This is a genomic window from Sneathiella chinensis (genome assembly GCF_012720115.1).
GTDB lineage: Bacteria > Pseudomonadota > Alphaproteobacteria > Sneathiellales > Sneathiellaceae > Sneathiella > Sneathiella chinensis.
This window is the reverse complement of sequence record NZ_VNWN01000002.1, coordinates 999799-1025276: the sequence shown is the minus strand read 5'-3', so window position 1 is coordinate 1025276 and position 25478 is coordinate 999799. Positions and strand designations below refer to the sequence as shown.

Sequence of the window (25478 nt, the reverse complement as noted above, 5' to 3'; positions counted from 1 at the left end):
TCCCTCAGGAAGGCAGCCCTGCCTTCCTGAGGCCTTCCCTGTGATGCTCGGCATCGCTTTCATGCTTGTAATGCAGGCTTTCCATATAGCCTGATATGGTGAAGTCGGGATTGAGGCGCAGCACCTCTTCCGCATGACCCTTTGCCGCAACCCGATCCCCGAGATAAGCATATCCCGCCGCCATGAAGGCATGGTGGGTAAAATCGGGAACGGTCAGCTTCCGAAAGGAATTGACCGCATCCTCATAGTGATGCCCGATAAACTGTGCCCGGCCCAGATGGTTCCAGAAACGTTCGGGGAAATAGGGGTTGATCCGCATGGCCTTCCTGACCCATTTGGCCCCCTCGTCCGGCTGCCCCGTCCAGGACAGCAATTCGCCGTGCTGCACCACGATCAGATCATCATTGGGGTTCAGCGTCAGGGCTTTGTTCTGGTGATAAAGCGAGCGGTCAAAGTCATTCCGCAGCAGATTGGTGGCGGCCAAAATGCGGTGCACATCGCTATCCTCGTCATCCAGTGACCGGGCGACCTCCAACTCTCCCAGAACCTCGTTCCAGGTTTCTTCTTCATTCTCGCACCAGCCATGCACCCACCCCTGCCCCAAAACGCAGGCCCGCCACGCATGGGCATGGGCATAGTTGGGATCAAGGGCAATAGCCCGGTTTAGATAGCTGAGCGCCTGTTCATTGGCCTCCCGGTTGGAACTGTGATGCAGCCTCTTGCCCGTGAGCAGGCATTCATACGCCGCCATACTCTCGGGCCGCTTTCGCTTGGCCCGCTCCTGCGTGACCGCTTCCATCCGGGAGGAAAGCGTCGCCACGATGGATGAGGTCACCTCATCCTGTATGGCAAAGATATCTTCCAGTTCCCGGTCATATTTCTCGGCCCAGATATGCTTGTCTGCCTCGGCATCGATCAACTGGACCGTGATCCGAACCCGGTTCCCAGCCTTCCGAACACTGCCTTCCAGTGCATATTTGGCCCCCAATTCACTGGCGACAGACTGAACGCTGACATTCCTTCCCTTGAAGGCAAAGGACGAGGTTCGGGATATAACCACAAGGTCCCGAAACCGGGACAGCTCTGTCAGGATATCCTCTGTCAGGCCGTCCGCAAAAAACTCCTGTTCCGCATCGCCGCTCATATTCAGCAAGGGCAGCACCACAATCACTGGCTTGTCCAGCTCTGTGTCGGCCTGACTTTCCTCCGGCATACCGGAGCCCGCCGCACTAACATTCAGCAATACACGATAGGCATGGACAGGCCGCATGATATTTTTGAGCTCCAGCGGCCCCAGATCCTCAAACCCCACGTCCAGTTTGTCCCCCAACTGGTCCCGTATCCCCCGCGAAATGCAAATCCCGCCGGGATCGGACTGGGCCTCAAGGCGGGCCGCGATATTGACCCCATCCCCAAAAATATCGCCGTCTTCCAGTATGATATCCCCAAGATTGATACCGACCCGAAATTCAATCCGCCGGTTGGCCGGCACATCCGCATTGCGGCGTCCCATGCGCCGCTGGATTTCCACAGCCGCCTGCACCGCATCCAGCACAGACGCAAATTCCACAAGCATCCCATCCCCTGTGGTTTTGATAATCCGGCCATTATTCTTTTCAATTGAAGGGTCGATCAATTCGATGCGATGGGTTTTCAGCCGTGCCAGTGTGCCCCGCTCATCCTCTCCCATCAGGCGGCTGTACCCCACCATGTCTGCGGCCAGAATGGCGGCCAGCCTGTGACTACTCCCTGTATCCTGCATAAAGAGACATCCTCTTTACCGGGGCTCTTTGCCCCATATTCCATATAGTTGATATGAAAAGACCAACAGGCAAAGTCAAAAATGAATTGTCAGCAAGAACAGGTTAATGATGCTAACTGCAGAAACAAAAAGAGCCGCACAGGTTTCTGTACGGCTCTTCATAATCCAATAAAGGATCAAGTGATTACCACAACCAGCTGGCCGGCTGCGGGTAACCTTCCTTGCGATCCAGAAACTTCATGCCCTTGACGCAACGGATGATCATCCAGACGATTGTTGCAATCCAGAGCAGGAAACCAATGCCAATTGCCATGGTAACACCGGCAATCATGTAGAAAAGGAACCCGATCCAGAAAGTGCGAATCTGAAAGCGATAATGGGTTTTGACCCATTCAGTGGCGTCGCCCCGGTTCACATAGGCCATAATGACGCCGACAATCGCGGCAAGACCAAAGATCGCACCCACCAGATACAGGATGTAAATGATCTTTGACATTTTGGCGGCCCCAGCCTCTCTTGACTGTTCGACAACCTTTTCCGTTATATCTCCTGCCATCGGTCCTCCTGAAGATACAAATATCTCTAAAATTAGAGTAAAAACCCAATAAAAACAAAAACACAGGCCAATTCTGCCTGTGCTGGCACAGATTAGCCGCTGCCAAAAATTTCGCAACTTCTATTTAAGCGGTTCGTGACATCATGCCACCCTTGGTTCAAAGGCTTAAAAAAGCGGATCAAGACCTCGCCAAACCGGTCCAAATTGTTTAGGGTCACGCCCATCTAGACCCGGACAACCCACGTTATTTTCATGCCCGCTGTATTTTTATCTGTATTTATGGACCTTGTCGGTTTCGGCATCATCCTCCCGCTCCTGCCCTTTTATGCTGAACATTACGGGGCCAGTGCGTTCATGGTGACGTGGCTTGCGACGATTTTCTCGATCTTTCAGCTGACCTTCTCGTTCATCTGGGGGCGTGTTTCAGACCGATGGGGACGCCGACCGGTTTTCCTGGGCTGTCTTCTTCTCAGTGCCGGGGCCTATTTCTGGACCGGCCTTGCGGAAAGTTTTCTCGTGCTCATTTTCGCACGGGCGCTAAGCGGTGTCGCGTCGGGCAAGATTTCCGTGGCGCAGGCCATCATGGCGGACATGACCACCCCGGAAACCCGTGCAAAGGCCATGGGCTTCATTGGCGCGGCGTTTGGTCTCGGCTTTACGCTGGGTCCGGCGATCAGTGGTTTTCTGATGGGGGATGACCCCGCCAATCCGGACTTCAAGACCCCGATGTTCGTGGCGGGCGGTTTGTCCCTGCTGGGCTTTGCCCTTGCCTTCTTTACCGTCCGGGAAACCCTGTCCGAAGAAGACCGCAGCGCCGCCCGCAAGATCACCCGCCTTCCGCTCGCCAGCCAGCTTGCCGATATTTTCTCGGCCCGGGCTGTATTCTGGCTGGTCGGGTCGTTCTTTGTGGTCAGTTTTGTGTTCAGTCAGGTGGAAACCCTGTTCCCGCTCTGGACCGAACGACAGTATGACTGGACCCCCAAGCATCTCAGCTATTGCTTTGCCTATATCGGCATTATTCTGGTGATCATACAGGGGCGCATGATTGGCCCGATGACAGCCCGGTTTGGCGAACCCAAACTGTTACTGGCCGGCCTGACCTTGCTGGGGGCAAGCCTGTTTGTGTTTACCTTCGCCGCCGATTTCAGGATCTTCATTGTGGCCATCACCCTGATGAGTATCGGCATCGCAATCCTGAACCCGACCCAATCGGCCATGATCAGTCTGGCCGCCGCCAAGGGGCAGCAGGGAACCACCCTCGGCATCGCAAATACCTTTGCCGGACTGGGGCGTATTCTGGGCCCCCTCTGGGGCGGGGCCTTTTTTGATTTCGTGGATTATGACATACCGTTCCTGATCGGGGGGACCGTGACCCTTGTCTTCCTGACCATGGTCACAAGAACGGCACTGTCCCTTCCCCCCTCCAGCGTCCGGGCAGACAAGTCTTCCTGATCAGGCGGAGGTGTCCAGTGCCTCCGTCAACAGGATATAAACCTTGCCCACATCTGAACTTTCGATCATGTCGGCCAGCAATCCGGCCTGCTCAGAGCGTTCCACTTCCCGCTGCAAGCGATCGAATTCGGATAGATACTGATCCACGTATCTTCTGAATTCGCCGCTATCCCGATACAGGCCGCGAATTTTCTCCGCATCCCGGGATTTCATGATCTTGCGGGTAAAGATGCTTTTCTCGCCGCGGCGATAGCGTTTCCAAAGGTCGTCCGGCAGACCACGATCCAGATTGCGGGCAAGATCGATGGAAATGGAATGCAGGCTGTCCAGAATGAGGGACGCCCCCCGCGTATAGGCCGCATCGTTATGAGCCTTCTGAAGATCGGCGATTTCCTCCGCCTGCTGGCGAGCCCGGCTGGAGGCCTCGGTCAATTCCTCTGCCTGTTTCTGGAAGCGCGCTGTGCTGAGCAGGGCTTCCTCTGCCGCCTTGCTGGCCGCTTCCGCCAGATTGCTGCTTTCCATTTTCAGGATACCCGAGGTCTCACCCAAAGATACCTCAACCTGACGGGCGGCCTTCTCCAGACGGCGGTGTTGTTCGTCAAACTGCTCCGCCAACTCGCGAGAGCCGGCATTGGCCTGCTCGGAAAAGCGGATCAGTTCCATGGCCCGTGTGTGGAAGGCACGGGCCGCCTCCTCGCTTTCTGAATTGATCTGGTTCCCCGCGTGGGTCATCTGGTTGATCACCTGTTCAAGGTCTTTCTGTATGCGCTGGCGGGTGGTGTCGATTTCCTGCGTGTGTCGCTCAAGCGCACTATCCGCATGATGCAACCCGGTCAGCATCAATTCGCTGGCCTTGGCCAGTTCCACGGTCTTGCGGCGGAAGGCATCCCCCGCCACATCCGCATGGCCCCGTGTTTTTTCAAGCAGATCCGTCCGCTCTGTCAGGTGACGCTCGATCACTTCTGCCTTGTCGGCCAGATCGCGGGCCACCTCGGACATGGCAACAGTTTCATGGCGCAGGACCTTTTCCATGGCCTCCGCGTGTTCGCGGGCGGTTTCGGACATGCGGGCCAACTCATCCATATGATCCCGGGCAGACAGGCTGGCCGCTTCAAGGTCTTCCATGTTGCCCCGGGCGGTTTCGGTCAGGCGCTGCCCCTGATCCTCCGCCCGCGTTGCCGCTTGGGCAAGATCGTTCATATAGGTTGTCGCCTGATCCCCGATGGCCCGCATTTCAGCCGAGGCCCGCTCTGCTGTTCTGGCCAGTTCCGCGGTTTGGGAATGGGCGGCCTCTCCCGATTGGCGGGCCTGCAGGGTCGCCCGTTCGGCCGTTGCCATGAAATCCTGATGGTGACGGACGGTTTCCGCAACAGCGGCCTCCAGCTTCACCTTTGACTGGTCCGCCGCATTCCCAAGATCCTTGTGCTTGCGCTCCAATTCTTCCGATGCGGCCCGGATCACCCGTGAAGCCTGCGTGGCATTGACCTCCATATCGCTGGTTTCCCGGCGCAGTTCCTCGCCCGCTTCCTTCAACTGGCTGGACACCCGGTCCGCTGCGTTTCGCAATTCCTCGGCCTGACGCTGGAACCCGCTGCCCACCTGAATGATCCGGTTGCTGGTATCCAGACTGGCCTCCGACAGGATATCCACATTCTCACCCATCCGGGCGGCAATTTCCTGCGATAACTCCTCGATCTGACGTGAGGCGACGGACAGGGCATTCATCTGCTTGCGGATTTGTTCCTGTATATCGTCGGTTCGCTTGGCGGCGATGTCCGTCGCCTGTTGCAATGTCTCGGCATGGCCGGTCAGTTTTCCGCCAAGACGATCCGCCGATGCCAGTGCATTCTCGTTGGCTTCGGCCAGAAGGCCCCTGCCCCGTTCCAACACCTGCTCCACCGTCTGCAGATCGCTTTCTGTCTGACGCCATGTTGTATCCAGCGTCCCGATTTCATCCCGCAAATGACCGGACAGGCCCAACAGCTTTTCGGTTACATCGCTGACATTTCGTTCCAGTCGCTGGACTTCCGCCTCCAACTGATCGCTTCCCTGCCCGATTTCCCGGGTTGTGGTATCCACATCGGCCCGATACCGGGACTGACGATCCTCAAGCGCATCAAGGGCTCGTTCCAGATCCTGAGCGGAGGCTGCCAGACTGTCGCGTACAGTTCCAACCCGGTTGTGGGCGGCCTCTCCCGCGGCCTCAAGGCTGGTCGAATTTTTATGCAGTTCAGCGCTGACACGATCCAGATCGCCCAAAACCGTCCGAGCCAGTTCCCGCATGTCATTGCCGCGCCCGGCCACATGGTCCGCGCCCCGGTCCATATTCGCCCGAACTTCTTCCGACAGGGCATCCAGCGCACGGATTTCACGGCCCAGTTCCTCGCCGTTCTTTTCTGCGCGGGCCAGCGCCTGCGCCGCCACCGCCGCAATTTCCTGACTGGTTTTCTCAAGGGACAGGGCCATTTTACCGGATTGTTCCCCGGCCTTTTCAACGGCCGTATCCAAGGCAGTGATCTGGGTGGAAAGTTCCTCATTGATGGAAACGCTGCGGCTTCCAACGGCCTCTATGGCCTCCTCCAGCTTGTGGACCTGCTCACCGGCCAGTGCGTCCAGACGTTCGGATTGTGCCTCTGCCTGCCGGATCAACTCTTCCAGTTGCTTGACCCGTCGGTCCATCTCACCCTGCAAACGATCCCCGGCCTGCATCAATCCGGTCAGGGACTCCGATGCCAGTTTTGACTGGCTTTCAAGGCGTTCATTGACCTGTTCCAGTTTCCGGGCGGCCTCGTCCGTTTCGCCCTGTACATCGCGGGCATGGCGGCGCAAGGTCTGGGTCAGGCTGGCCACACGGGCCTCGGCCTCGGGGCTGGGATAGCCAAGATCCCGGATCATGGCATCAAGGGCCTGTGCCTTGAGTTTGTTTTCCGTGCTGCGCCGAAAATAGGCAACAACCAACCAGAGAACCACAAGCGGGGTAAAAATGCCGGTGAAGAAAACCCCGATTTCATGGGGCAGCATCTGCCACAGGTTGGGCCAACCGATCACCTGCTCGGTATACCAGGCGGCGGCCCCAAGCCAGCCGAGGGATATAACGGCCGCAAGAGCGGCCCAAAGGTGACGGCTTTTTCCCTTGGCGGGGTCTGCGGCTTGTTGCTCTTGCGCGCCCAGGATCAGCGGCGTTTCATCCCCCTGCCATTCCTTATCTGCGTCCGGATGTTTCAAAAGCATACTCGCCTCCCCTGTCTCATGGGCGCAGAGTCCGGGAAAAGCGGCCGGGCGTCAAGTATTGCCTGTGTTTGCGGCCCCGGTTTCCGACTGAACGGTGCCCCGGAGCCGCACATCCTTTACTTGATGGCCGCTTTCTCGCGAAGGGCATCAATGCGGGACTGATCCACGCCCCATTCCAGAAGCGCCTCTTGCGTATGGGCGCCGGGGGCTGGCGGCGGACATTTGATTTCCGACTTGGTGCGCGAGAATTTTGGTGCCGGAGCGGGCTGAACCACACCGTCAATTTCCACGAATGTCTCCCGCGCCACGTTATGAGGATGGCTTGTCGCCTCTGCCATGGACAGGACCGGCGCAAAGCAGACATCCGTCCCTTCCATGATGTCGCACCATTCATCCCGTGTCTTGGTCTTGAAGACTTCGGCAAAACGTTCGCGCAGTTGCGGCCACGCACTAACATCCATCTGGTTCGGCAAATCTTCGCCTTCCAGCCCGGTCAGCTTCAGCAGTAACGCATAGAATTTTGTCTCAATGGAACCGATGGAAACATATTTTCCGTCACTGGTTTCATAGACATCATAGAAATGTGCACCGGAATCGAGGATGTTGCTTCCCCGTTCGTCGGTCCAGCGACCGGCGGCCCGCAGACCGAAGAAGGTGGTCATCAGGCTGGCGGCACCGTCCACCATGGACACGTCCACAACCTGCCCCTTGCCCGACGTCCGGGCTTCCAGAATGACAGCCAGCATCCCCATTGCCAGATAGAGGGCGCCGCCCCCGAAATCACCAACAAGGTTCAGTGGCGGTGTCGGCGGTGCGCCTTTCCGGCCAATGGCGTGCAAGGCCCCGGACAGAGCGATATAGTTGAGGTCATGCCCCGCAGCATGGGCCATGGGCCCGTCCTGTCCCCAGCCGGTCATCCGGCCAAAGGCGATTTTCGGGTTGCGAGCAAAGACTTCATCCGGGCCCAGCCCCAGACGCTCCATCACACCCGGCCGGAACCCTTCAATCAGGCCATCCGCCTGACTGACCAGATCAAGGATCAGATCCCGTCCTTCCGGGGTTTTGGTATCCACGGCGATGGACTTCCGCCCCCGCATCAGAAGGTTGAATTTCGGATCGGTATGGACACCCAATCCTGTTTCCTGCATCCGGTCGATCCGGATGATATCCGCCCCCATGTCGGCCAGCAGCAAAGCACACATCGGCCCCGGCCCAATTCCTCCCATTTCGACGATTTTTACGCCTGCTAACGGTCCCATTGGTTATCCCTTTCTTTTTTGTAGGTCCCAGACAGTTCAAATAAGTGTACCGTGATTTTCCGGGCCCTGTCATCACCGGATTTACATTCCGCCGCCCTATTCAGGCGTGTTTTTACTTGCGGACTATTTGTTGCGACCCTGCCCGGGAAGCGGTATATCTTTTTTCTCTCTTTCACACGCAATCACGGATAAACGCAATGGGTAAAATCGTCGGAGGCGTCCTCGCCGTAATCGTCCTGATCCTGGGGGCCATTGTTGCCTTCCTGTATTTCAATCTGGACAAAATCATTATCAGCGCCGTTGAAGAATACGGATCGGAAGTGACCCGGACGGATGTTACCCTTAACGAGGTTGATCTGGACCTGACCTCCGGAGCGGGAGCGTTGCGCGGCCTTTCTGTTGGCAACCCCGACGGCTTTGAAGAGCCAACAGCCTTCGAACTTGGCGCTATTTCCGTCAGTGTCGATATGGGCGGAACCAGTGACAAACTCATTCATATTCGGGAAATTGTCGTCGATGCCCCGAAGGTCACCTACGAGTTGAACCAGACCACAAACAACCTTGATACCATCAAGAACAATGTGGATAGCTTCATGAAGGCCAATGCCTCTTCCAGCGGAACGGAAAGTTCAGACAGCGCCGATGGCGGGGAAGGACCGAAGCTGATCATCGATTCACTGGTGATCCAGAATGGCCGCGTTGGCGTCAAGGCCCCGATCACCCTGAACAAAAAGATTGAAGGCAACCTGCCCACAATCCGCATGAAGGATATCGGCAAGAAGGAAAATGGTGCGACCCCCGAAGAAGTCGCGGCACAGATCATGGACAAACTGACCAGCAGCTCCATGAATGTGGTTCAGGGCCTTGGTGTTGGTAAAACCCTCGACAGCCTGAAACAGGGCCTTGGCGGCGCAGGCAAGGCCATCACCGAAGGCGCGGGCGGTGCCGGAAAGGCCCTTGAAGGGGCCGCCGGCGGTGCAGGTGATGCCCTTAAAGGGGCAACCGAGGGCGTCAAAGGCCTGTTCAAGTAATCCTGACGCAAGGAAGACAGACAATGGAAAGCGTTGAACAAAATCTTGAGACCGTTTCTCACTGGGTACAGGTCGCCACTGATTTTGCCGTCCAGTACGGTTTTCAGATTTTGGGCGCGCTGGCCTTCTTCCTGTTCGGCTTTATTGCGGCAAACTGGATCGGCAACCGGATAGAGCAGGTCTGCCTGTCCCGGAATATCGACCAGACCCTGTCGCAATTTGTCGGCAGCACAACCAAGCTGATCCTGATCATCCTGCTGGTGATCATCACCCTCGGGAATTTCGGGATCAGTATCGCCCCGCTGATCGCACTGGCCGGTGCTGCCACATTCGGCGCAACGCTGGCCTTGCAGGGACCCCTGTCCAATTTTGGCTCTGGCCTAGCCATCATTGCCACCCGCCCGTTTGTGGTGGGAAATGTGCTGACCGTGCACGGGGTGAGCGGTGTCGTCGACAGGATTACCCTTGGCGCCACATTCCTGACCGGTGAAGACGGCGAAAGCATCACCATTCCCAACAAGGAAATCGTCGGGCAGGTCCTCGTCAATTCGCAGGAAACCCGGATTGTCGAAACCAAGCTGGCCCTGTCAACGGACGAGGATATCCACCGCGCCACCGCGCTTATTCTGGAGGTTATCGCCGCCTGTCCCGATATTATTACCGAGCCTGCCCCGCAGGCCGGGGTACAGGATTTTACCTATGGCGGGGTTGTCATCGGTATTCGCTACTGGGTGCCGGGGCGGCAGTATTTTCAGGTTCGCTATGCCGTCAACGGCCAGATACTGGATGCCCTCAAGAAGGCGGGCATCCCCCTCCTCTGCCCGGAAGGGGCTGCCATGCCGCTTGGCTCCCTTGAAAGCACCGCAAGCAACGGCCCGGCCCGTCCGGTTCCGCCGGGGGCCTGATCCGGGCCGCCCCACCCCCAAGGCCGACCTTGGGGGCCTGTCGGGACATGACCTCAGTGACGGTGGATATTGAACCCTTCGGTCTCCATCGGCGGTTCGAAATAACCGGTCACCATCATAAACTCCTCTGGGGTGGTGAATTTCGACCCTTCCGCCTTTTCCTGGTTGCGTTTCTTCAACTGAACAAGACAGTCCGCATTGGTCCGATCCACATAATGCAGGACGTGATCCACACCATTATCGATATAGAGCGACCGCAGCCACGCCCGCTGGGTCTTGGTGTTCCCCGGAAAATCAAGGATCACGGAAACCCCCTCGGCCAGCAAGGTACGGATATGATCCTTCAGGACCCGCTTCAACCGGGAGGAACAGGTCAGGTAATCCTGAAGCGTGTTGATCCCTTCCGGATACAAAAGAGACAACCACTCATCCTCGCTGATCAGAACGGCGCCGTGACGCGTGGCCAATTCCCGCGCAAGGGTGGACTTGCCTGCGGCCATCTTGCCGCAAAACAGATGAAGGGACGGTGTTTTTGTTGATTGTGTCATGGGTCTACCTCTGTTTTTAAAGCCCGAGAGGTAGAAAACAAAAAAATCCGCCTCACTGGGCGGATGGATCAATTTTCACATGCGAGTTGCTTCCGCCATTTCTATGTAGAAATGACCACCACAATTTGCATATTTGAAAATTCGTAATTCATGAAAAGCAGGCTAGCGTCCCTCTCGCCCCTTGTAAAGAGGAAAGAACAGAATTTTTGTGCATCGCAAGATGCTGCCTGAACTATCTGATGGAATATTCTGGAAGGGAGGGGAATGGTGGGTGTAACAAGATTCGAACTTGTGACCTCTGCCATGTCAAGGCAACGCTCTAACCAACTGAGCTATACACCCGGATAATTCCGAACTTCATCAACGAAGTGACGGTCTTATAATGTGGCCAACGAACCAATGCAAGACCAATTTTCAGGATTTTTAAAAACAGGCAAAAAAGAGGTCATTTGACGGGTCATTTGACGGGTCACCTGACCGGCCATTCAACCGACCCTTTAACCGATCAGGAAGCGGCCTTCGTATCCAGTGCCCGATCCACCGCTTCCACCAGCGTACTCAGGTGAAACGGCTTGGACAGAACCTGATTACCCGCCTGCCCCTGCTCTGACATTTCCACCGCGACGGCGGAAAACCCGGTGATGAAGATAACCGGTAGGTTCGGCAGGCTTGCCTTGGCTTTCACGGCAAGTTCTATACCGCCCACATTCGGCATGACCACATCGGAAATAAGGATATCGAAAGGCCCCGCATCGAGAACCGGAAGGGCATCTTCCCCATCCCCGAAGGCAATCACTTCATGCCCGGCAGCCTCCAGGCTTTTCGCGAGGAAATGCCTCAAGGAGCTGTCATCTTCTGCGAGGAGTATACGCGCCATCCGTCCCGTCTTTTACGCCAAACAATCAATCTTCATTCAAAAAGAAGACTATACCATCTTGTCAGCCTTGGCAAAAAGGGTTGGCCTTTTTCATTCGATCTCCCATAATTTTATCATCTGAACAACCGGGCCTTCCGCCCTTTTCCGTGACCGGCCATGAAAACACTCTTTTCGGAAAAGCCGCTTGAAATCCTCCGTCCAACCGACTGGACGCTACCGGTTGTCCTGTCTTCCCCCCATAGCGGCAGGCAGTATCCCGCGCCGTTTACCCGGCTCAGCCGACTGGATATCAATACCTTGCGCCAGTCCGAGGACTTTCTGGTCGATGAACTGTTTTCATCGGCCCCAAGCCTTGGGGCACCGCTGATCAAGGCCACATTCCCCCGCGTCTATTGTGACGTCAATCGGCAACCCTTTGAACTGGACCCGGACATGTACCGGGACACCCTGCCCGACTATGTGACAACCCGCAGCGTCCGCCTGTCGGCCGGCATTGGCACCATTCCAAAGGTTGTCACCGCGGGCAAAATCATTCATGCCCGCCCCCTTGCCTTCAGCGATGCGGAGGCCCGCCTCGCAAACTGCTATTTCCCCTATCACCACCACCTGAAGGGGCTGTTGGAAGAAGGCCTCAACCGGTTTGGCGCTATCCTTCTGCTGGACTGTCATTCCATGCCCGGCCAGTCAGGCAACCGGACAAACGGCGCGCGCCTGCCCGACATGGTCATCGGGGATCGTTTTGGGGCCTCCTGCGCCCCTCATGTCAGCAGGATGATCGGGCGAACCCTGAAACAGGCTGGATACAGCGTCCGCTTCAATGCCCCTTATGCCGGGGGGTATATCACCCGTCATTATGGCAGCCTGACCCCCGCCATCAGCGCCGTGCAGATCGAAATCAACAGGGACCTTTACATGTGCCCAAGGCGGCTTTCCCCCATTCCGGGGATGGATCGCCTGAAATCTGACCTGTCGGCCCTGATTGCCACAGTTGGCGCACAACTGGATCAGGCTGCGCCCCGCCGTCAGGCTGTTTGAGACGGTCCGGCAAGCCCCTCCCCTTCTCTCTTCTGACCGGTTTCAAAAACGGCACGCTTCTTGCTTTTATTAAGGCAGGAGGTAAATCATGCCCAAATATATCGCCATTCTTGTTTCAGCCCTGCTCGGTCTTTTCAGCGTTCCTGCCGCCGCCGCGACCTTTCCGCCAAACGCCGCAGAATTCCTGACAACCTGCCGCATGGAAACCGCAAAAACGGAACGGGACCTTCGCCTGCCCCGGCGTCTTTTGAACGCCATCTCCCTTGCGGAAACGGGTCGCTGGCACAAGGAACGCCGGGAAACAATTGCCTGGCCGTGGACCGTATATTCCGAAGGCAGGGGGCGATATCTGCCGACCAAGGCCGCCGCCATTCGCGAGGTACAGAAACTTCAGGCCAAGGGCGTGAAAAATATCGATGTGGGCTGCATGCAGGTCAATCTGTACTGGCACCCGGACGCATTCGACAGTCTGGAAGAAGCCTTCGACCCCGTGGCCAACACCCGATATGCCGGGGCATTGCTGAACAAGTTACGGAGCGAGGGGCGGTCCTGGAATATTGCCGTGGCCCATTACCATTCCCGGAACAAACAATATAACGTCCCCTATCAGAAGAAAGTCCTGAAACTGTGGGAGGAAGAACGGCGCCGCGACACGGCGGCCAGAATGGAAGCCGCCCGTGAAAAGTACCGCCGCAGCAAGGAACGGCTTGCCAGAAAACAGGCCGAAGCCAAAGCGGCCCGCCTCACCAGAACCGCCGCCACACAGTCAGAAGGCTAGACCTTACCCCGCCTTTTCTGTTTCAGGGGCCGCCCAGGCTTCCCATTTTCGAAGCTGTTCCTTTCGGGCCAGCCCCCAGCGGTAGCCATGCAGCTTGCCATCGCTTCCCACCACCCGGTGACAGGGCACCAGAAGCGACACCGGATTGGTAGCGCAGGCCCGCCCGACGGCCCGCGAGGATTTCTCCTGCCCCATGTCAGAGGCAACCTCCTTATAGGTTTTCGTCTCTCCCGGCCGGATTTTAAGAAGTTCCCGCCAGACCCGCTTTTGGAACGCTGTACCGTACATATCAAGGGGAATATCCGGGACCATCCTGCATTTACTTTCCAGATAGCGCAGGATCGCATCCGTCCAGTTCGCCAACTGTCCAAGATCAGGCGCAATCTCGGCGGCGGGGAATTCCTGCTTCAGATCGTTTTTCAGGCGGTCATCCTCATCCCCGAAATACACCGCGCAAACTCCGCTTCGTGTTCCGGCGACCAGCATCCTGCCCAAATCGCAATCCACGATACCATAGGCAATTTCCGCCCCCTTCCCGCCCTTGGCGTATGAGGCCGGCGTCATCCCGAGCCGATCATGGGATTTTTCATACAACCGACTGGAAGAGCCAAAACCGGCACCGAAGGCGGCTGAGGCAACGGTCTCTCCCTCTTTCAGGTTTTCTTTCAGCTTGCGGATGCGCAGGCCATCATAATAATCGAAGGGGCTGATCCCCATGACCCGTTTGAAGGTCCGGGCCAGATGATCCGCGCTGTAGCCTGTCTCGGCCTCCAGCGCAGACAGGGACGTGTCCGCATCGCCGCCCCTCAGAACCTGTTCTTCCAGAAAGGAACAGACCTGCCGCGTCAGGGACAGGCCCGGGTCCTTCAGGGATCGCATGTCGGGCCGACAGCGCAGGCAGGCCCGGAACCCAGCACCTTCCGCCTGCCCGGCCGCATCAAAGAACACCATATTTTCAGGGTTTTCCTGCCGACTGGGGCAGGACGGACGACAATAAACACCGGTTGTGGTCACGGCGTAGACAAAGCGTCCGTCAAAGTCCGCATTGCGGTCCCGAACCGCAGTCTGTTTTTCATCATCCGTCATGGGTTTGTATCCATTGCGATCATCATTCCTGATCCTATCGCATGGGCGTGACGGTCTCTATCCGGATATCGGTATGAATATCCGGTGACTCCCGGCCCGTCAGGTTGCGGTCTTCTCCAGATCCGGCTTGTCGCTTTCCGGCTCTTTTTCTTCCATTTCCTTGTTTTTCCGGCGAATGATGATATCGCCGTTTTCAAGGATTTCAGGCGCGGCATATTGCGGGATGGCATCCACGAAAAGTTTCAGGGCATCCATCAGCTTTGTCAGCCCCTCAACCGCCAGTTCATCCGCCCCCTTGTCTTCCGACTGAGCATGTACCGGCGTTGATACGGCCATAAGGGCAACTATACCTGCGACGATGATACCGTGCTTCATACTCTTCTCCTTGTAACTGGAAAAACCGGCATTCCATGGCTGGATGTGGTCGAAAATTTTGTCTTTTTCGTGGCCCCGGCCTTTCCGCTTCCGACTTGAAAGCCTGAATATGATATAGCAGAAAAAACAATCTGTCCCAATCATAGCGGAGAGAGAGCATCTTTGATCTGATCGCTGTAATTGACTGGTCCGCCGCCAGCACCCCCGGCCCGGTAAAACCATCGCCGGACAAATGCTGGATGGCGTGGAAAACCTCCGACGAACAAGGAGAGCCTGAATATTTCAGGACCCGCCACGCCTGTCTGGAACGGATCAACGCCCTGCTGGACGGGACAGAGGGCAATGCGTTACTGGCCTTTGATTTCCCCTTGGGCTATCCCGCTGGCAGCGGCCTTGGCGGCGGCTATGAAGCCGGTCAGAAAATTGCCCGATATCTGGAAACAGACGCCCGCAACGGCAACAACCGCTTTCAGGTGGCAAACCTGCTGAACGGACAGTTTTCCCCGCAGGCGGGCCCCTTCTGGGGCCGTCCCAAAGCTTTGGACCTGCCGGACCTGGACTGGCGCAAGCCCCCCTTCCGGCACGATCATTTCAGGGAATGGCGACAGGTAGAGGCCCACCTTCGCGCCGATGGACACAAGATCATGAATGTCTGGCAGCTTCTGGGGCAAGGCTCTGTTGGCAGCCAGACCCTGACCGGCCTTGACGCCCTCTATCATCTGGCCCGGTCACAAGGCCCCGACATGCCAGTCCGGTTCTGGCCGTTTGATACGGGTTGGGATAAAGACCTGAACGGGGTTATCCTTGCCGAACTTTGGCCCAGCCTGACCCCATCCGATGCCATTGACCATCCTGTAAAAGACGCCCGGCAGGTCACTGCTGCCCGCGACTGGCTGCTAAAGCATCAGGAGGCCGGCACCCTTTCCGCCCAATTCGCCGCGCCCGACTGGCTGAAAGAGGACGAGCGGGCGGCCTCTGAAAAAGAAGAAGGCTGGATTTTGGGGGTCAGATAAGATGGGAGGACACCCGTTCCAGTAACGCCTTGCGATCCATGGAAAACGTCGATGCGATCCAGCATTCCTCCAGCGCGGCCAGAATGTTCCCAACCTTCGGACCGGGCGGAAGACCAAGGTCTAGAAGATCCTTGCCGGTGACTGGAAATATTGGCACATGCCATGTTTCCGCAAGCGTCACATAGGCGGCATAGCGATCTGATCCTGTTTCACTCCATGCCAGCAGGGACTGATCCGTAAAGACGGTGCGCCCCAGCCGGTACAGGCTGGCCTTCTGCTCCCCCTCATCAAGGGTCGCCCCAAGGCCCCCATCCAGCATCGCGCAAAGCCGTGTTTCCATATGCCGGGAAAGCCGCAATCGCCGGGAAAATTCCAGCGGATCCGCGCCGCTGGATTTCAGCACGGCGCCAAGACGAAGAACCGCATCTGTCTGCAGTGGTAGCGCCAGAAGCGCCAACACACCATGCAGGCGGACAGGCCTCTTGAATATGACCTCAAGAACGCCGCAGGCCTGCATTTCCTCAAGAACGGTCGCGGGCCGATCAAGGGCCAAAATCTGCAGAAGCTCCTTCGACACACGCTCCGCCGACAGATGGGCGAGGTCTGCCGCGGCCTGCCGGCAGGCGGCAAGGGCCTCCTGATCCGGTGCGGCAACACCATACCGCCCCAAAAACCGGAAATACCGGAGGATACGCAACCGATCCTCCGCAATCCTTTGGTGGGCATCGCCGATAAACCGCACCCGTCCCGCGGCAAGATCGTCAAGACCGCCCACCGGGTCGAACAGGTCCCCATTGCCCGCAAGATACAGCGCATTCATGGTGAAATCCCGCCGCTGGGCATCTTCGGCCCAGTCACGGGTAAAGGCGACCTCGGCGTGGCGGCCAAAGGTCTGGACATCTACCCGCAAGGTCGTGACCTCATAGCGGAAATGCCCGATCAGCACGGTGACGGTCCCATGTTTCAGGCCGGTTGGAATGACCCTGTGGCCTGCCTCCTGCAGCGCTTCCATCACCTTTTCCGGGCGCAGGTCCGTGCACAGGTCCAGATCATCGGTTGTCCGGCCGATCAGCGCATCGCGGACACACCCGCCCACGAACATTCCTTCACCGCCCGCCTCATGGATAAGGCGCAACAGCTCACAGGTTTCCGGGCAGGACAGCCAATCCGGCGGCTGCTCCGCCAAGTCCAGCAAGACATGCCCGGTCATGACAGATCAATCTTTGCCGGACGGCAAAACGGTGGAATCGATCAGCTTGCCATCTTCAAACCGGGGCGGGACATACACCCCGTCTTTCGGGTCCCCATCCAACACCCCAAGGGTGACCAGACTGACGGCCATCAGGATCAGGCCGATCAGGGTACTGATCGCGACCGAACGGCCTTTCCATGTCTTTTCGCCGCCCAGCTTTTTGTTGAAATACAGGTAAATGCCATAGACGACGAATGGCAGAAGAAGCGGTATCAGGTGAAAAAGAAGCCCTCTGATCATTTGGCTGGCACCCGCTCTGACAAATCTTTCAACATTCCCGCTGTTGCTCCCCAGATATAATAGTCCTTGTACGGCATGGCGTACCAGAAACGCTCCACACCGTTGTGAAAACCGCTGTGCTTCCTGTGGTTTTGCGCGTCCATCAGAAACTCAAGCGGCACTTCAAAGATTTCCGCAACTTCGCCCTCTTCCGCGATCAGGTCGTTCCCCGGATCGACGAAACCGACAACTGGCGTCACGGAATAGTTGGTCACCGTCAGGTAGGTATTCAGCCGTCCCACAACCTCCACATTGCGGGGTTGAAGCCCGATTTCCTCGTGGCTCTCCCGAAGGGCCGTCTCCACAGGGGTGAGATCACTGGCTTCGGCCCGCCCGCCCGGAAAACTGATCTGTCCGGCATGTTTGTTCAGGTGGGTCGCCCGGCGGGTCAGGATAACGGAAACCCCATGATCCCGATACACGATCGGCACCAGCACCGCTGCGGGCTTGTAGATCACCCCCCGCGCCGGAGAACTGGCCGGGTTCAGGTCATGATCGCCCCGAAACACACCCGTTTCATTCGGGCCTGTCCCCTGCTGCACCGGCAACGGATCCAGAACCGACTGAAACGTCTCCTGCAAGACGGATCTTTTATTCGCCCAAAACGTCATTCACTGCCCCAAAATCAAAAAACTCGCCACTGCTCCAGATGCCGAACCGTGTCTGTCCATCGATCTCTTCCTCTGTGGCAAGTTCAATCAGATCATAGAATACAGAACGGCCTATCAAGGCTTCAAGATTATTCCTGACCAATATATAGGGACTGGGCTCCTGCGTGTCCTCATCTATTGTCAGGCGGATCGGGTGGTCCTTGTCCGCCACCACAAACTCATCCACATGGGTCCGGAAACTGAGCACCTGATCGCGTCCTTCCCCTTCCCAGAACATTTCAACCGCGTTGAAGGGAACGTCATCCACCGTGATCCCGATCTTTTCGACCGGTGTCACCAGATAATAGCGTTCATCCTCATCCAGCCGAAGAACACTGGAGAAAAGTTTCACCAGAGGTTTCCGACCGATGGGTGACCCCAGATAATACCAGGTCCCGTCCCGGGCGATACGAATATCCAGATCGCCGCAGAAATCCGGGTTCCACAAATGCACAGGCGGATGCTTCTGGTCCTTGATCTGCCGTAAGATCGCGTTCAGTCCGTCCTGTTGTGGTGCGCTTGTCATTTTTTGGCCTTATACTAGCTTATTTTATTGATATATTTAAACAAGGTCGGCTGATTTTCAAAAGGAACTTGTGTGTGCCATGGAAAATACCACCCATACCAATAACGATATTATGCGGCAGGTGGAGGCACTTTCCGACAAGATTGCGGATCTTAAACAAGGTATCGCACAGCATATCTTCGGGCAAGAACAGGTCATTGACCTGACCCTTGTGACCCTGCTGTCCGGCGGTCATGCCCTGCTGATCGGGGTTCCTGGACTGGCCAAGACAAAGCTGGTGGAAACTCTGGGCAGTGTCCTGGGACTGGATGAAAAACGCATCCAATTCACCCCGGACCTGATGCCCGCCGATATTCTGGGGTCGGAAATTCTGGACACCGCAGCGGACGGACAACGGCATTTCCGGTTTCTGAAAGGCCCCGTTTTCAGCCAGCTTCTGATGGCCGATGAAATCAACCGGGCCAGCCCACGAACCCAATCCGCCCTGTTGCAGGCCATGCAGGAAGGCTTTGTCACCATTGCCGGTGAAAAACACCTTCTGCCGCAACCCTTTCATGTTCTGGCAACCCAAAACCCGATCGAGCAGGAAGGCACCTACCCCCTGCCGGAAGCACAGCTTGACCGGTTCCTGATGCAGATCAACATTGAGTATCCGGACCGGGATACGGAGCGGCGGATCCTGCTTGAAACAACCGGGACAATGGAACAGGCCCCGACCCGGATTCTGACGGCGGCCGATCTTCAGGCTGCACAAAAGCTGGTACGCCAAATTCCCGTCAGCGATCAGGTGATCGAAGCCATCCTGAAACTGGTCCGAAACGCCCGCCCCGGCGAAAGCGACTTCGATCTTGTGAACCGCTATGTTTCATGGGGGCCGGGCCCCCGCGCCAGTCAGGCCCTGATCCTTGCTGCCCGGGCCAAGGCCCTGCTGGACCAGCGCCTCAGCCCGTCGGTGGATGATATTATTGAACTGGCCTTGCCCATACTCCGGCATCGCATGGCGCTTTCTTTTGCGGCACGATCTGAACAGATCACCATTGAAAACGTGATCGCCGCCCTGCTGGAACCCCTGAGATAGCAATGTGGAAACCCCGATGGGCGCGTCCGTCACAGCCGGATAGGAAAACAGTCGCAGAGCGCCTTTCCCGCGCCCTGCCGCCGTTGCTGCTGAAAGCGGAGCAACTGGCGAAAAGTTTCAATCCCGGCACACATGGCAGACGCCGGGCCGGATCAGGAGAGGTTTTCTGGCAATTCCGGCAGTATGAGCAGGATGACCCTGTCGACAAGATCGACTGGCGACAAAGCGCCAAGCGGGATCAGGTTTTCATCCGCCAGAAAGAACACGAAACATCGGAAAGTGTCTGGTTCTGGACCGATACCGGCCCCGATATGACGTATGCCTCTTCTGCGGCGCGTCACAGCAAGGGGGACCTTGCCTGCATCCTGACACTGGCCTCGGCCCTGCTGCTGTCCCGGGCCGGGGAACAATTCGCCCTTCTTGGCCAAGGCCGCAAACCCGCCACCGGCCCCGTCGCGTTCGAACGCTTTTCCAGTGGCCTGCTGGAACAGTCGCAAAATTCCCTACAGTCCTGTGTGAGCCAGACAAACCTGCCACCCCGTGCCCGGATCGTCCTGATCAGTGATTTTCTTGCAACCGCTGACCATCTGGAAGACATCATCACAATCCTGTCCGGGCAAGGAATATCCGGCACGCTCCTCCATCTGGCGGACCCGGCCGAGGTCAGCCTGCCCTTTTCCGGGCGTGTCCGCTTTGAAGGATATGACCATACCGGGCCGGACACCCATTGCACGATCGGACATGTCCAATCCGTACGGGATGAGTATATGGCACTCTTTGAAAGCCACCGAACCCGGATTGCGGCTCTGGCCCGCCAAAGCGGTTGGGATTACCTGTTTCACCAGACGGATGAGCCGGAAGGCCGCATTCTTGCCAACCTGTATCTCTATTTGCAGAAGGGGAGATGATCTTGGCATTTTTCTCCTCTCTTTCCTTCCTGAACCCGTGGATGTTGCTTGCCTTGGCAGCGTTGCCTGCCCTGTGGTGGCTGCTGCGCCTGACACCGCCGACACCGCGCCGGCTTCGCTTTCCGCCTGTTCGCCTGCTGCTGCAGATCAGCCGGGAAGAACAAAGCGCCGCCACCATACCGTGGTGGCTTCTGGTCCTGCGCTTGCTGATTGCAACCCTGATCATTGTGGCGCTCTCCCGGCCGGTCCTGAACCTGCCCCTCACGTCCGGCCAGACCGGACCCGCCGTCCTGCTTGTCGATAATGGCTGGACCAGCGCCCCCACAAGCGAGGCCCGGCAAACAACGCTGAACAACCTGATACAGGATTTTCTGCGGCAGGAAAGACTGATCTATATCCTGCCCACAGCCGCCCGCGCCGAAGGCACGCCCCTGTCCCTTCGCCCCCTCTCCCCGCAGGAGGCACGGGGCTTTTCCCATGCCATGGATATCCGGTCGTGGAACGCGGACCGGGACCAACATGCCCCGCTTCTGGACCAGTTGGCAGCCCTGCCGGAGCCCGAATTTTTCTGGCTGTCCGATGGAATAAGCGTGGATGATGGCGACGAAACCCTGTCCGCGTTTCTGGCCAAACTGACCGCAATCGGCCCGCTGACAACCTATCTTCCGGCAGAAAGAAAAACCCTGTTCGTGATTGATAGTCCGATCACGGACCCCGCCCGGACCGTGTTTCCGATCCGCCGCCTGATCACAGGGCCTGAGGCCTCTGGCACCTTGGTTGCCCGTGGGAACAAGGGACAGATACTGGCCTCCAAACCTTTTGTCTTTGAAGAGGATATGGGCGAACTGACCGTTTCCCTGACCCTGCCCAATGACGTGCGGAATGATATTTCACGCATTGAAATCCAGTCGGAAAGACATGCCGGTGCCACCTATTTGCTGGATAACCAGTGGCAACGGAAATCCATCGGCATTTCGACCGGCGAAAATCAGGGGCAGGGCCAAAACCTCTTGAGCGAGACCCATTATCTCAGCAAGGCCATGACCCCGTTCTTTGATCTCCGAACAGGCGACCCGGAGACCCTGATCCAGCAGAAAGTATCCCTGATCGCTCTTGGGGATACCGCAACCCTGAACGAGGGAACCGAAGCCCGGCTTGAAAACTGGATATCCTCGGGCGGGGTGCTGATCCGATTTGCCGGTCCCAAGCTGGCCAATGCCCGATCAAGCCTGACGCCCGTGGACCTTAGAACCGGCAACCGGACCCTTGATGGCAGCATGTCGTGGAGTGATGTGGCAACCTTGGGACCGTTTCCTGAAAACAGCCCTTTTTCCGGGATCGAAGCCGACCGGAATATCAAGGTTCAACGACAAATTCTGGCAAACCCGTCCCCGGACCTTGGAGAGAAAACATGGGCCCAGCTGGAAGACGGCACCCCGCTTGTCACAGCGGACCGGCGGGGCAAGGGATGGATCGTGCTGTTTCACACAACAGCAACCACCGCCTGGTCCGATCTGGTTCTGTCCGGCACCTTTGTCGAAATGCTGCGGGAAATTGGCCAATTGGGCAGCTTTGAAAACCGGAATGCAGGCGACTTCAAGGACCTGCCTCCCCTGCAAGTCCTTGACGGCCGTGGCACCCTGACGGCGGACGTGGGCCTTGCAAAGCCCCTGACCTCGGCGCGGGATGCCCTCCCCCCCCTGTCTGCGGATCATCCACCGGGATATTACGGAACGGCGGACTATCGCGTTGCCCTGAATGTATCGCCGCGCATCCGGTCAGCTCGCCTTCTTGACCCTGCCACCATACCCGGCGTTAAAAAGCCCTACCAATCAGGTTCGACCCGGCACCTTGGCCCCCTGCTGCTGGTCGGGATCCTGCTGCTGGTCCTTGCGGATTGTCTTGCATCCCTTCACCTTCAGGGACGCTTGCCATCCCTGACCTCCCGGCGGATTGCCCCTGTCCTGCTGGTGTTGGGCCTCGCGGTTCCGGCGTTCATGCCGGGCACGGCAAAAGCGGAAGAAACGCTGGACCGGCTTCTTGAGGCCACACTGGAAACCCGGCTTGCCTATGTCACAACAGGGGACCGAACGGTCGACACCATGAGCCGGGCGGGGCTGGAAGGCCTCAGCGACAAGCTCAGGCGCCGGACAGCGGTCGAGGCCGCCTCCCCCCTCGCCATTGATATCGAGGAAAACGAGCTTCTGTTTTTCCCGCTGGTTTACTGGCCGGTTACGCTTGATTTCCCGGCATTGAGCGACAAGGCCATTGCCCGGATCAACAGTTACCTGAAAGGGGGCGGTACCATCCTGTTCGATACCCGCAACCAGTATTCCGTGGGCATCCCCGACGGATCAGGATTGGGATCGGCAGAGAACCGCAAACTGGCAGAGATGCTTGGCAACCTGAATATTCCAAGACTGGTCCCCATCGCCCCTGATCATGTCCTGACCCGGTCCTTCTATCTGATGCAAACCTTTCCCGGCCGCTACAGTGACGGTCAGCTTTGGGTGGAGGATACCTCCGGCACCGCAGGCAATGACGGGGTCGCGTCGGTCATCATCGGTAGTAACGACTGGGCCGCGGCATGGGCGGAAGGGCCGGACAGACGCCCCCTTGCGGCGGTCATCCCCGGCATGGAACGCCAACGTGAATTCGCCTTCCGCTTTGGCATCAATCTGGTGATGTATACCCTTGCCGGGAACTACAAGGCGGATCAGGTCCATGTCCCCGCCATTCTGGAAAGGCTGGGCCAATGATACAGGATATCCAGTTTTCCGGCCTGATCTTCTCGCCCCCTGTTGCGTGGGGCTGGTTCATTGGCCTTGTCGTGGTCAGCCTTCTGGTATCGGGGCTGGTTATCCTTCAGGGTGGCCGGGGACGCCTGACCCGGTTGGCCCTTGTCGCGGGCCTGTTGCTGTTGATTGCCAACCCGTCGCTTGTCTCGGAACAGAGAAACTATCTGAAGGATGTGGTGCTTCTGGTGCTGGATGACAGTGACAGCCAATCTATCGGCGAACGCCGAAAAAGGCTGACAGAAACACAGCAAGCCCTGCAACAGAAACTGGCGGCCTTTCCCGATATTGAAGTGCAAACCGTTTCCGTGAAACAGGGAGATACGGTCGCCCCCGACGGGGAGGAAGGGACCCGCCTGTTCCGGGCCCGCGAGGAGTTTTTACGGTCCACCCCGTCCAACCATCTGGCGGCCACCCTGTTGATAACGGACGGACAGGTTCATGATGTGCCAGACAGCGCCTCCCTGCCCGCAAGCAGTGAGCCGATCCATGCCTTTCTGACCGGTGAGCGGGAGGAAAAAGACCGTATCCTGACCGTCCAGCAATATCCCGCTTACGGGATTGTCAACAAGCCGGTCAGCTTGCGTATTCTGGTCGAGGATCACCCCCGGCCGGACGGACCGGCCCGCCTTGACAACGCCCTGATCACCGTTCGCCTTGACGGGAATGTCATCAACCGGACGGCTGTGATCCCCGGCAAGCCCGCCGATCTGGAACTGACCCTTCCGCACGGCGGTGAGAATTTTGTGGAGATCAGTACCTCCAGCCTTCCCGGCGAACTGAGCCTTCGGAACAACAGCCATTTTCTGTCCATCAACGGCATCCGCGACCGCCTGAAAGTATTGCTGGTCTCGGGCGAGCCGCATATGGGGGAGAGAGGCTGGCGCAACATCCTAAAAGCCGACCCATCCGTGGATCTGGTCCATTTCACCATTCTGCGCCCCCCGGAAAAGCAGGACGGCACGCCGATCAACGAATTGTCCCTGATCCCCTTCCCGATCAAGGAACTGTTCGAGGACAAACTGGAAGAATTCGACCTGATCATTTTTGACCGGTATCGGCGGCGCGGGGTTCTTGCCCCCCATTATCTGCAGAATATCGTGGAATATGTGGAAAAGGGCGGCGCCCTGCTGGAAGCGGCGGGCCCTTCCTTTGCAACCCCGCTCAGCCTGTACCGAACCCCGCTTGCAACCGTTCTGCCCGGCCAACCGACGGGCACGGTCTATCGCCAAGGGTTTATCCCCACCATCAGCAAGGATGGGAAACGTCATCCGGTCACCGCCCGTCTTGCCCCGACGGCCACCGATACGGACTGGGGCCGCTGGTTCAGGATGATTGATGCCGACAACCAGAATGGCACCGTCCTGATGACCGGCCCGGAAGAACGCCCGCTTCTGATGCTGGCCCGGCAGGATAAAGGCCGCGTTGCCCAGCTTATGTCAGATCATGCGTGGCTGTGGGGCCGTGGGTTCGAGGGCGGCGGCCCCCAATCGGAACTGCTGCGCCGGGTATCCCACTGGCTGATGAAAGAGCCGGAACTGGAAGAGGAGAAACTGACCGCCACCTTGTCCGAGGGTCAGTTACAGATCCGGCGGCACACACTGGGAAATGATCCAGCCCCCGTCACCGTAACCCGGCCCGGCGGCGAGAAAACCACCGTTCCCCTTGAAAAAGGTGCGGCAACAGAGCCTTTTCAGGCGGCGGTTCCGGTTGCGGAAGATGGCCTGTATCGCCTTTCATCGGATGGCTTGTCCGCCCTTGTCGCCGTTGGCGCCATGGACCCGCTGGAAAGCCGGGATGTTCGAACCACAGACGAAAAACTGCTCCCGGTCACTCAGGCCACCGACGGTAAAATCCACTGGAGTGCTGATCCTGCCCTGCCGGATTTCCGGCGCACCGACAGCGGCGCATCCCAATCCTCACAATACTGGATGGGACTTCGGAAAAACCGCAACTTCGAGGTGACCGGCTACAGCAAGACGGCCCTGTTTCCGCCGCTGGTCGCGGCCCTGTTGCTGATCGGCTTGCTGGGATTTTCCTGGTGGCGGGAAAGTCGCTGATTTTCCCGCGCTCAGGATCAGG

Annotated in this window: 22 protein-coding genes and 1 tRNA gene; 10 read left to right on the top strand and 13 right to left on the bottom strand. The window is 57.7% G+C overall.

Going from position 1 to position 25478, the window contains the following annotated elements; all coding sequences use genetic code 11:
- Positions 1 to 4: 4 nt before the first annotated feature.
- Positions 5 to 1762: an adenylate/guanylate cyclase domain-containing protein gene (locus FQB27_RS04895; RefSeq protein WP_169559720.1), complete on the bottom strand. Its 1758-nt coding sequence runs from the start codon at positions 1760 to 1762 to the stop codon at positions 5 to 7.
- A 184-nt stretch (positions 1763 to 1946) separates the two neighbouring features.
- A complete protein-coding gene (locus tag FQB27_RS04890) occupies positions 1947 to 2318 on the bottom strand; it encodes a DUF4870 family protein (RefSeq protein WP_206374314.1) in 372 nt (123 codons plus the stop codon).
- Between the two features lie 246 nt (positions 2319 to 2564).
- On the opposite strand from FQB27_RS04890, the gene FQB27_RS04885 reads away from it, so the two are divergent.
- Positions 2565 to 3770: an MFS transporter gene (locus FQB27_RS04885; protein WP_380682882.1), complete on the top strand. Its 1206-nt coding sequence runs from the start codon at positions 2565 to 2567 to the stop codon at positions 3768 to 3770.
- Here FQB27_RS04885 and FQB27_RS04880 read toward each other — a convergent pair whose 3' ends face one another.
- A complete protein-coding gene (locus FQB27_RS04880; protein ID WP_169559718.1) occupies positions 3771 to 7001 on the bottom strand; it encodes a coiled-coil domain-containing protein in 3231 nt (1076 codons plus the stop codon).
- A 116-nt stretch (positions 7002 to 7117) separates the two neighbouring features.
- The gene (locus FQB27_RS04875; protein ID WP_169559717.1) at positions 7118 to 8260 is read right to left on the bottom strand and encodes a CaiB/BaiF CoA transferase family protein; all 1143 of its coding nucleotides are present in this window, start codon (positions 8258 to 8260) and stop codon (positions 7118 to 7120) included.
- Between the two features lie 197 nt (positions 8261 to 8457).
- Here FQB27_RS04875 and FQB27_RS04870 point away from each other — a divergent pair, with 197 nt between their 5' ends.
- On the top strand, positions 8458 to 9291 hold the full coding sequence (locus FQB27_RS04870; RefSeq protein WP_169559716.1) for an AsmA family protein: 834 nt from the start codon (positions 8458 to 8460) through the stop codon (positions 9289 to 9291).
- Between the two features lie 23 nt (positions 9292 to 9314).
- Positions 9315 to 10196: a mechanosensitive ion channel family protein gene (locus tag FQB27_RS04865; protein WP_169559715.1), complete on the top strand. Its 882-nt coding sequence runs from the start codon at positions 9315 to 9317 to the stop codon at positions 10194 to 10196.
- A 53-nt stretch (positions 10197 to 10249) separates the two neighbouring features.
- Here the strand turns inward: FQB27_RS04865 and FQB27_RS04860 are convergent, their stop codons facing one another.
- The 3 genes from FQB27_RS04860 to FQB27_RS04850 all read right to left on the bottom strand — a co-directional run bounded on the left by FQB27_RS04860 (position 10250) and on the right by FQB27_RS04850 (position 11621).
- Positions 10250 to 10744 carry a P-loop nucleotide/nucleoside kinase family protein gene (locus tag FQB27_RS04860; protein ID WP_169559714.1) on the bottom strand — a complete coding sequence of 165 codons (495 nt, stop codon included), beginning with the start codon at positions 10742 to 10744 and terminating at the stop codon, positions 10250 to 10252.
- Positions 10745 to 11009: 265 nt separating this feature from the next.
- Positions 11010 to 11086, bottom strand: a tRNA-Val gene (locus FQB27_RS04855).
- A 163-nt stretch (positions 11087 to 11249) separates the two neighbouring features.
- Entirely contained in the window at positions 11250 to 11621 is a 372-nt protein-coding gene (locus FQB27_RS04850; protein ID WP_169559713.1) for a response regulator, read from the bottom strand.
- 156 nt (positions 11622 to 11777) lie between these two features.
- Between FQB27_RS04850 and FQB27_RS04845 the strand changes: the two genes are divergently transcribed.
- Positions 11778 to 12656 carry an N-formylglutamate amidohydrolase gene (locus FQB27_RS04845; RefSeq protein WP_169559712.1) on the top strand — a complete coding sequence of 293 codons (879 nt, stop codon included), beginning with the start codon at positions 11778 to 11780 and terminating at the stop codon, positions 12654 to 12656.
- An 88-nt stretch (positions 12657 to 12744) separates the two neighbouring features.
- A complete protein-coding gene (locus FQB27_RS04840) occupies positions 12745 to 13434 on the top strand; it encodes a lysozyme family protein (protein ID WP_169559711.1) in 690 nt (229 codons plus the stop codon).
- A 3-nt stretch (positions 13435 to 13437) separates the two neighbouring features.
- On the opposite strand, the gene FQB27_RS04835 is transcribed toward FQB27_RS04840, so the two are convergent.
- Together FQB27_RS04835 and FQB27_RS04830 are read right to left on the bottom strand one after the other, a co-directional pair.
- Positions 13438 to 14520, bottom strand: coding sequence for a bifunctional transcriptional activator/DNA repair enzyme AdaA (locus FQB27_RS04835; protein WP_169559710.1), 1083 nt, complete (start codon positions 14518 to 14520; stop codon positions 13438 to 13440).
- A 99-nt stretch (positions 14521 to 14619) separates the two neighbouring features.
- Complete coding sequence (locus FQB27_RS04830; RefSeq protein WP_169559709.1) at positions 14620 to 14895, bottom strand: hypothetical protein; 276 nt, start codon at positions 14893 to 14895, stop codon at positions 14620 to 14622.
- Positions 14896 to 15134: 239 nt separating this feature from the next.
- Here FQB27_RS04830 and FQB27_RS04825 point away from each other — a divergent pair, with 239 nt between their 5' ends.
- Positions 15135 to 15908, top strand: a complete 774-nt coding sequence (locus tag FQB27_RS04825; protein ID WP_169559708.1) for a hypothetical protein — start codon at positions 15135 to 15137, stop codon at positions 15906 to 15908.
- On the opposite strand, the gene FQB27_RS04820 is transcribed toward FQB27_RS04825, so the two are convergent.
- The 4 genes from FQB27_RS04820 to FQB27_RS04805 are packed head-to-tail and all read right to left on the bottom strand — an operon-like array spanning position 15901 to position 18615.
- On the bottom strand, positions 15901 to 17118 hold the full coding sequence (locus tag FQB27_RS04820) for a CCA tRNA nucleotidyltransferase (protein WP_169559707.1): 1218 nt from the start codon (positions 17116 to 17118) through the stop codon (positions 15901 to 15903). The genes FQB27_RS04825 and FQB27_RS04820 overlap by 8 nt on opposite strands.
- Positions 17119 to 17124: 6 nt before the next feature.
- Complete coding sequence (locus tag FQB27_RS04815) at positions 17125 to 17400, bottom strand: DUF6111 family protein (protein ID WP_169559706.1); 276 nt, start codon at positions 17398 to 17400, stop codon at positions 17125 to 17127.
- Positions 17397 to 18020, bottom strand: a complete 624-nt coding sequence (locus FQB27_RS04810; protein ID WP_206374313.1) for a CoA pyrophosphatase — start codon at positions 18018 to 18020, stop codon at positions 17397 to 17399. Before FQB27_RS04810 ends, FQB27_RS04815 begins: the two co-directional genes overlap by 4 nt.
- A 10-nt stretch (positions 18021 to 18030) precedes the next feature.
- Positions 18031 to 18615, bottom strand: coding sequence for a DUF1285 domain-containing protein (locus tag FQB27_RS04805; RefSeq protein WP_169559704.1), 585 nt, complete (start codon positions 18613 to 18615; stop codon positions 18031 to 18033).
- 79 nt (positions 18616 to 18694) lie between these two features.
- Between FQB27_RS04805 and FQB27_RS04800 the strand changes: the two genes are divergently transcribed.
- The 4 genes from FQB27_RS04800 to FQB27_RS04785 are packed head-to-tail and all read left to right on the top strand — an operon-like array spanning position 18695 to position 25456.
- Positions 18695 to 19693: an AAA family ATPase gene (locus tag FQB27_RS04800; RefSeq protein ID WP_169559703.1), complete on the top strand. Its 999-nt coding sequence runs from the start codon at positions 18695 to 18697 to the stop codon at positions 19691 to 19693.
- A gap of 2 nt (positions 19694 to 19695) precedes the next feature.
- Entirely contained in the window at positions 19696 to 20601 is a 906-nt protein-coding gene (locus tag FQB27_RS04795; protein ID WP_169559702.1) for a DUF58 domain-containing protein, read from the top strand.
- Positions 20598 to 23360 carry a DUF4159 domain-containing protein gene (locus tag FQB27_RS04790; protein ID WP_169559701.1) on the top strand — a complete coding sequence of 921 codons (2763 nt, stop codon included), beginning with the start codon at positions 20598 to 20600 and terminating at the stop codon, positions 23358 to 23360. Before FQB27_RS04795 ends, FQB27_RS04790 begins: the two co-directional genes overlap by 4 nt.
- Positions 23357 to 25456 (top strand): hypothetical protein, encoded by a 2100-nt coding sequence (locus FQB27_RS04785; RefSeq protein ID WP_169559700.1) that lies wholly within the window; start codon positions 23357 to 23359, stop codon positions 25454 to 25456. The genes FQB27_RS04790 and FQB27_RS04785 overlap by 4 nt, the downstream gene beginning before the upstream one ends.
- The last annotated feature ends 22 nt before the right edge of the window (positions 25457 to 25478 follow it).

Bases quoted from the DNA above. Each gene is read 5' to 3' on its own strand.
- FQB27_RS04895 (WP_169559720.1), bottom strand. From the start codon at position 1,762: ATGCAGGATACAGGGAGTAGTCACAGGCTGGCCGCCATTCTGGCCGCA.
- FQB27_RS04890 (WP_206374314.1), bottom strand. From the start codon at position 2,318: ATGGCAGGAGATATAACGGAAAAGGTTGTCGAACAGTCAAGAGAGGCT.
- FQB27_RS04880 (WP_169559718.1), bottom strand. From the start codon at position 7,001: ATGCTTTTGAAACATCCGGACGCAGATAAGGAATGGCAGGGGGATGAA.
- FQB27_RS04875 (WP_169559717.1), bottom strand. From the start codon at position 8,260: ATGGGACCGTTAGCAGGCGTAAAAATCGTCGAAATGGGAGGAATTGGG.
- FQB27_RS04870 (WP_169559716.1), top strand. From the start codon at position 8,458: ATGGGTAAAATCGTCGGAGGCGTCCTCGCCGTAATCGTCCTGATCCTG.
- FQB27_RS04865 (WP_169559715.1), top strand. From the start codon at position 9,315: ATGGAAAGCGTTGAACAAAATCTTGAGACCGTTTCTCACTGGGTACAG.
- FQB27_RS04860 (WP_169559714.1), bottom strand. From the start codon at position 10,744: ATGACACAATCAACAAAAACACCGTCCCTTCATCTGTTTTGCGGCAAG.
- FQB27_RS04850 (WP_169559713.1), bottom strand. From the start codon at position 11,621: ATGGCGCGTATACTCCTCGCAGAAGATGACAGCTCCTTGAGGCATTTC.
- FQB27_RS04845 (WP_169559712.1), top strand. From the start codon at position 11,778: ATGAAAACACTCTTTTCGGAAAAGCCGCTTGAAATCCTCCGTCCAACC.
- FQB27_RS04840 (WP_169559711.1), top strand. From the start codon at position 12,745: ATGCCCAAATATATCGCCATTCTTGTTTCAGCCCTGCTCGGTCTTTTC.
- FQB27_RS04835 (WP_169559710.1), bottom strand. From the start codon at position 14,520: ATGACGGATGATGAAAAACAGACTGCGGTTCGGGACCGCAATGCGGAC.
- FQB27_RS04830 (WP_169559709.1), bottom strand. From the start codon at position 14,895: ATGAAGCACGGTATCATCGTCGCAGGTATAGTTGCCCTTATGGCCGTA.
- FQB27_RS04825 (WP_169559708.1), top strand. From the start codon at position 15,135: ATGGCGTGGAAAACCTCCGACGAACAAGGAGAGCCTGAATATTTCAGG.
- FQB27_RS04820 (WP_169559707.1), bottom strand. From the start codon at position 17,118: ATGACCGGGCATGTCTTGCTGGACTTGGCGGAGCAGCCGCCGGATTGG.
- FQB27_RS04815 (WP_169559706.1), bottom strand. From the start codon at position 17,400: ATGATCAGAGGGCTTCTTTTTCACCTGATACCGCTTCTTCTGCCATTC.
- FQB27_RS04805 (WP_169559704.1), bottom strand. From the start codon at position 18,615: ATGACAAGCGCACCACAACAGGACGGACTGAACGCGATCTTACGGCAG.
- FQB27_RS04800 (WP_169559703.1), top strand. From the start codon at position 18,695: ATGGAAAATACCACCCATACCAATAACGATATTATGCGGCAGGTGGAG.
- FQB27_RS04795 (WP_169559702.1), top strand. From the start codon at position 19,696: ATGTGGAAACCCCGATGGGCGCGTCCGTCACAGCCGGATAGGAAAACA.
- FQB27_RS04790 (WP_169559701.1), top strand. From the start codon at position 20,598: ATGATCTTGGCATTTTTCTCCTCTCTTTCCTTCCTGAACCCGTGGATG.
- FQB27_RS04785 (WP_169559700.1), top strand. From the start codon at position 23,357: ATGATACAGGATATCCAGTTTTCCGGCCTGATCTTCTCGCCCCCTGTT.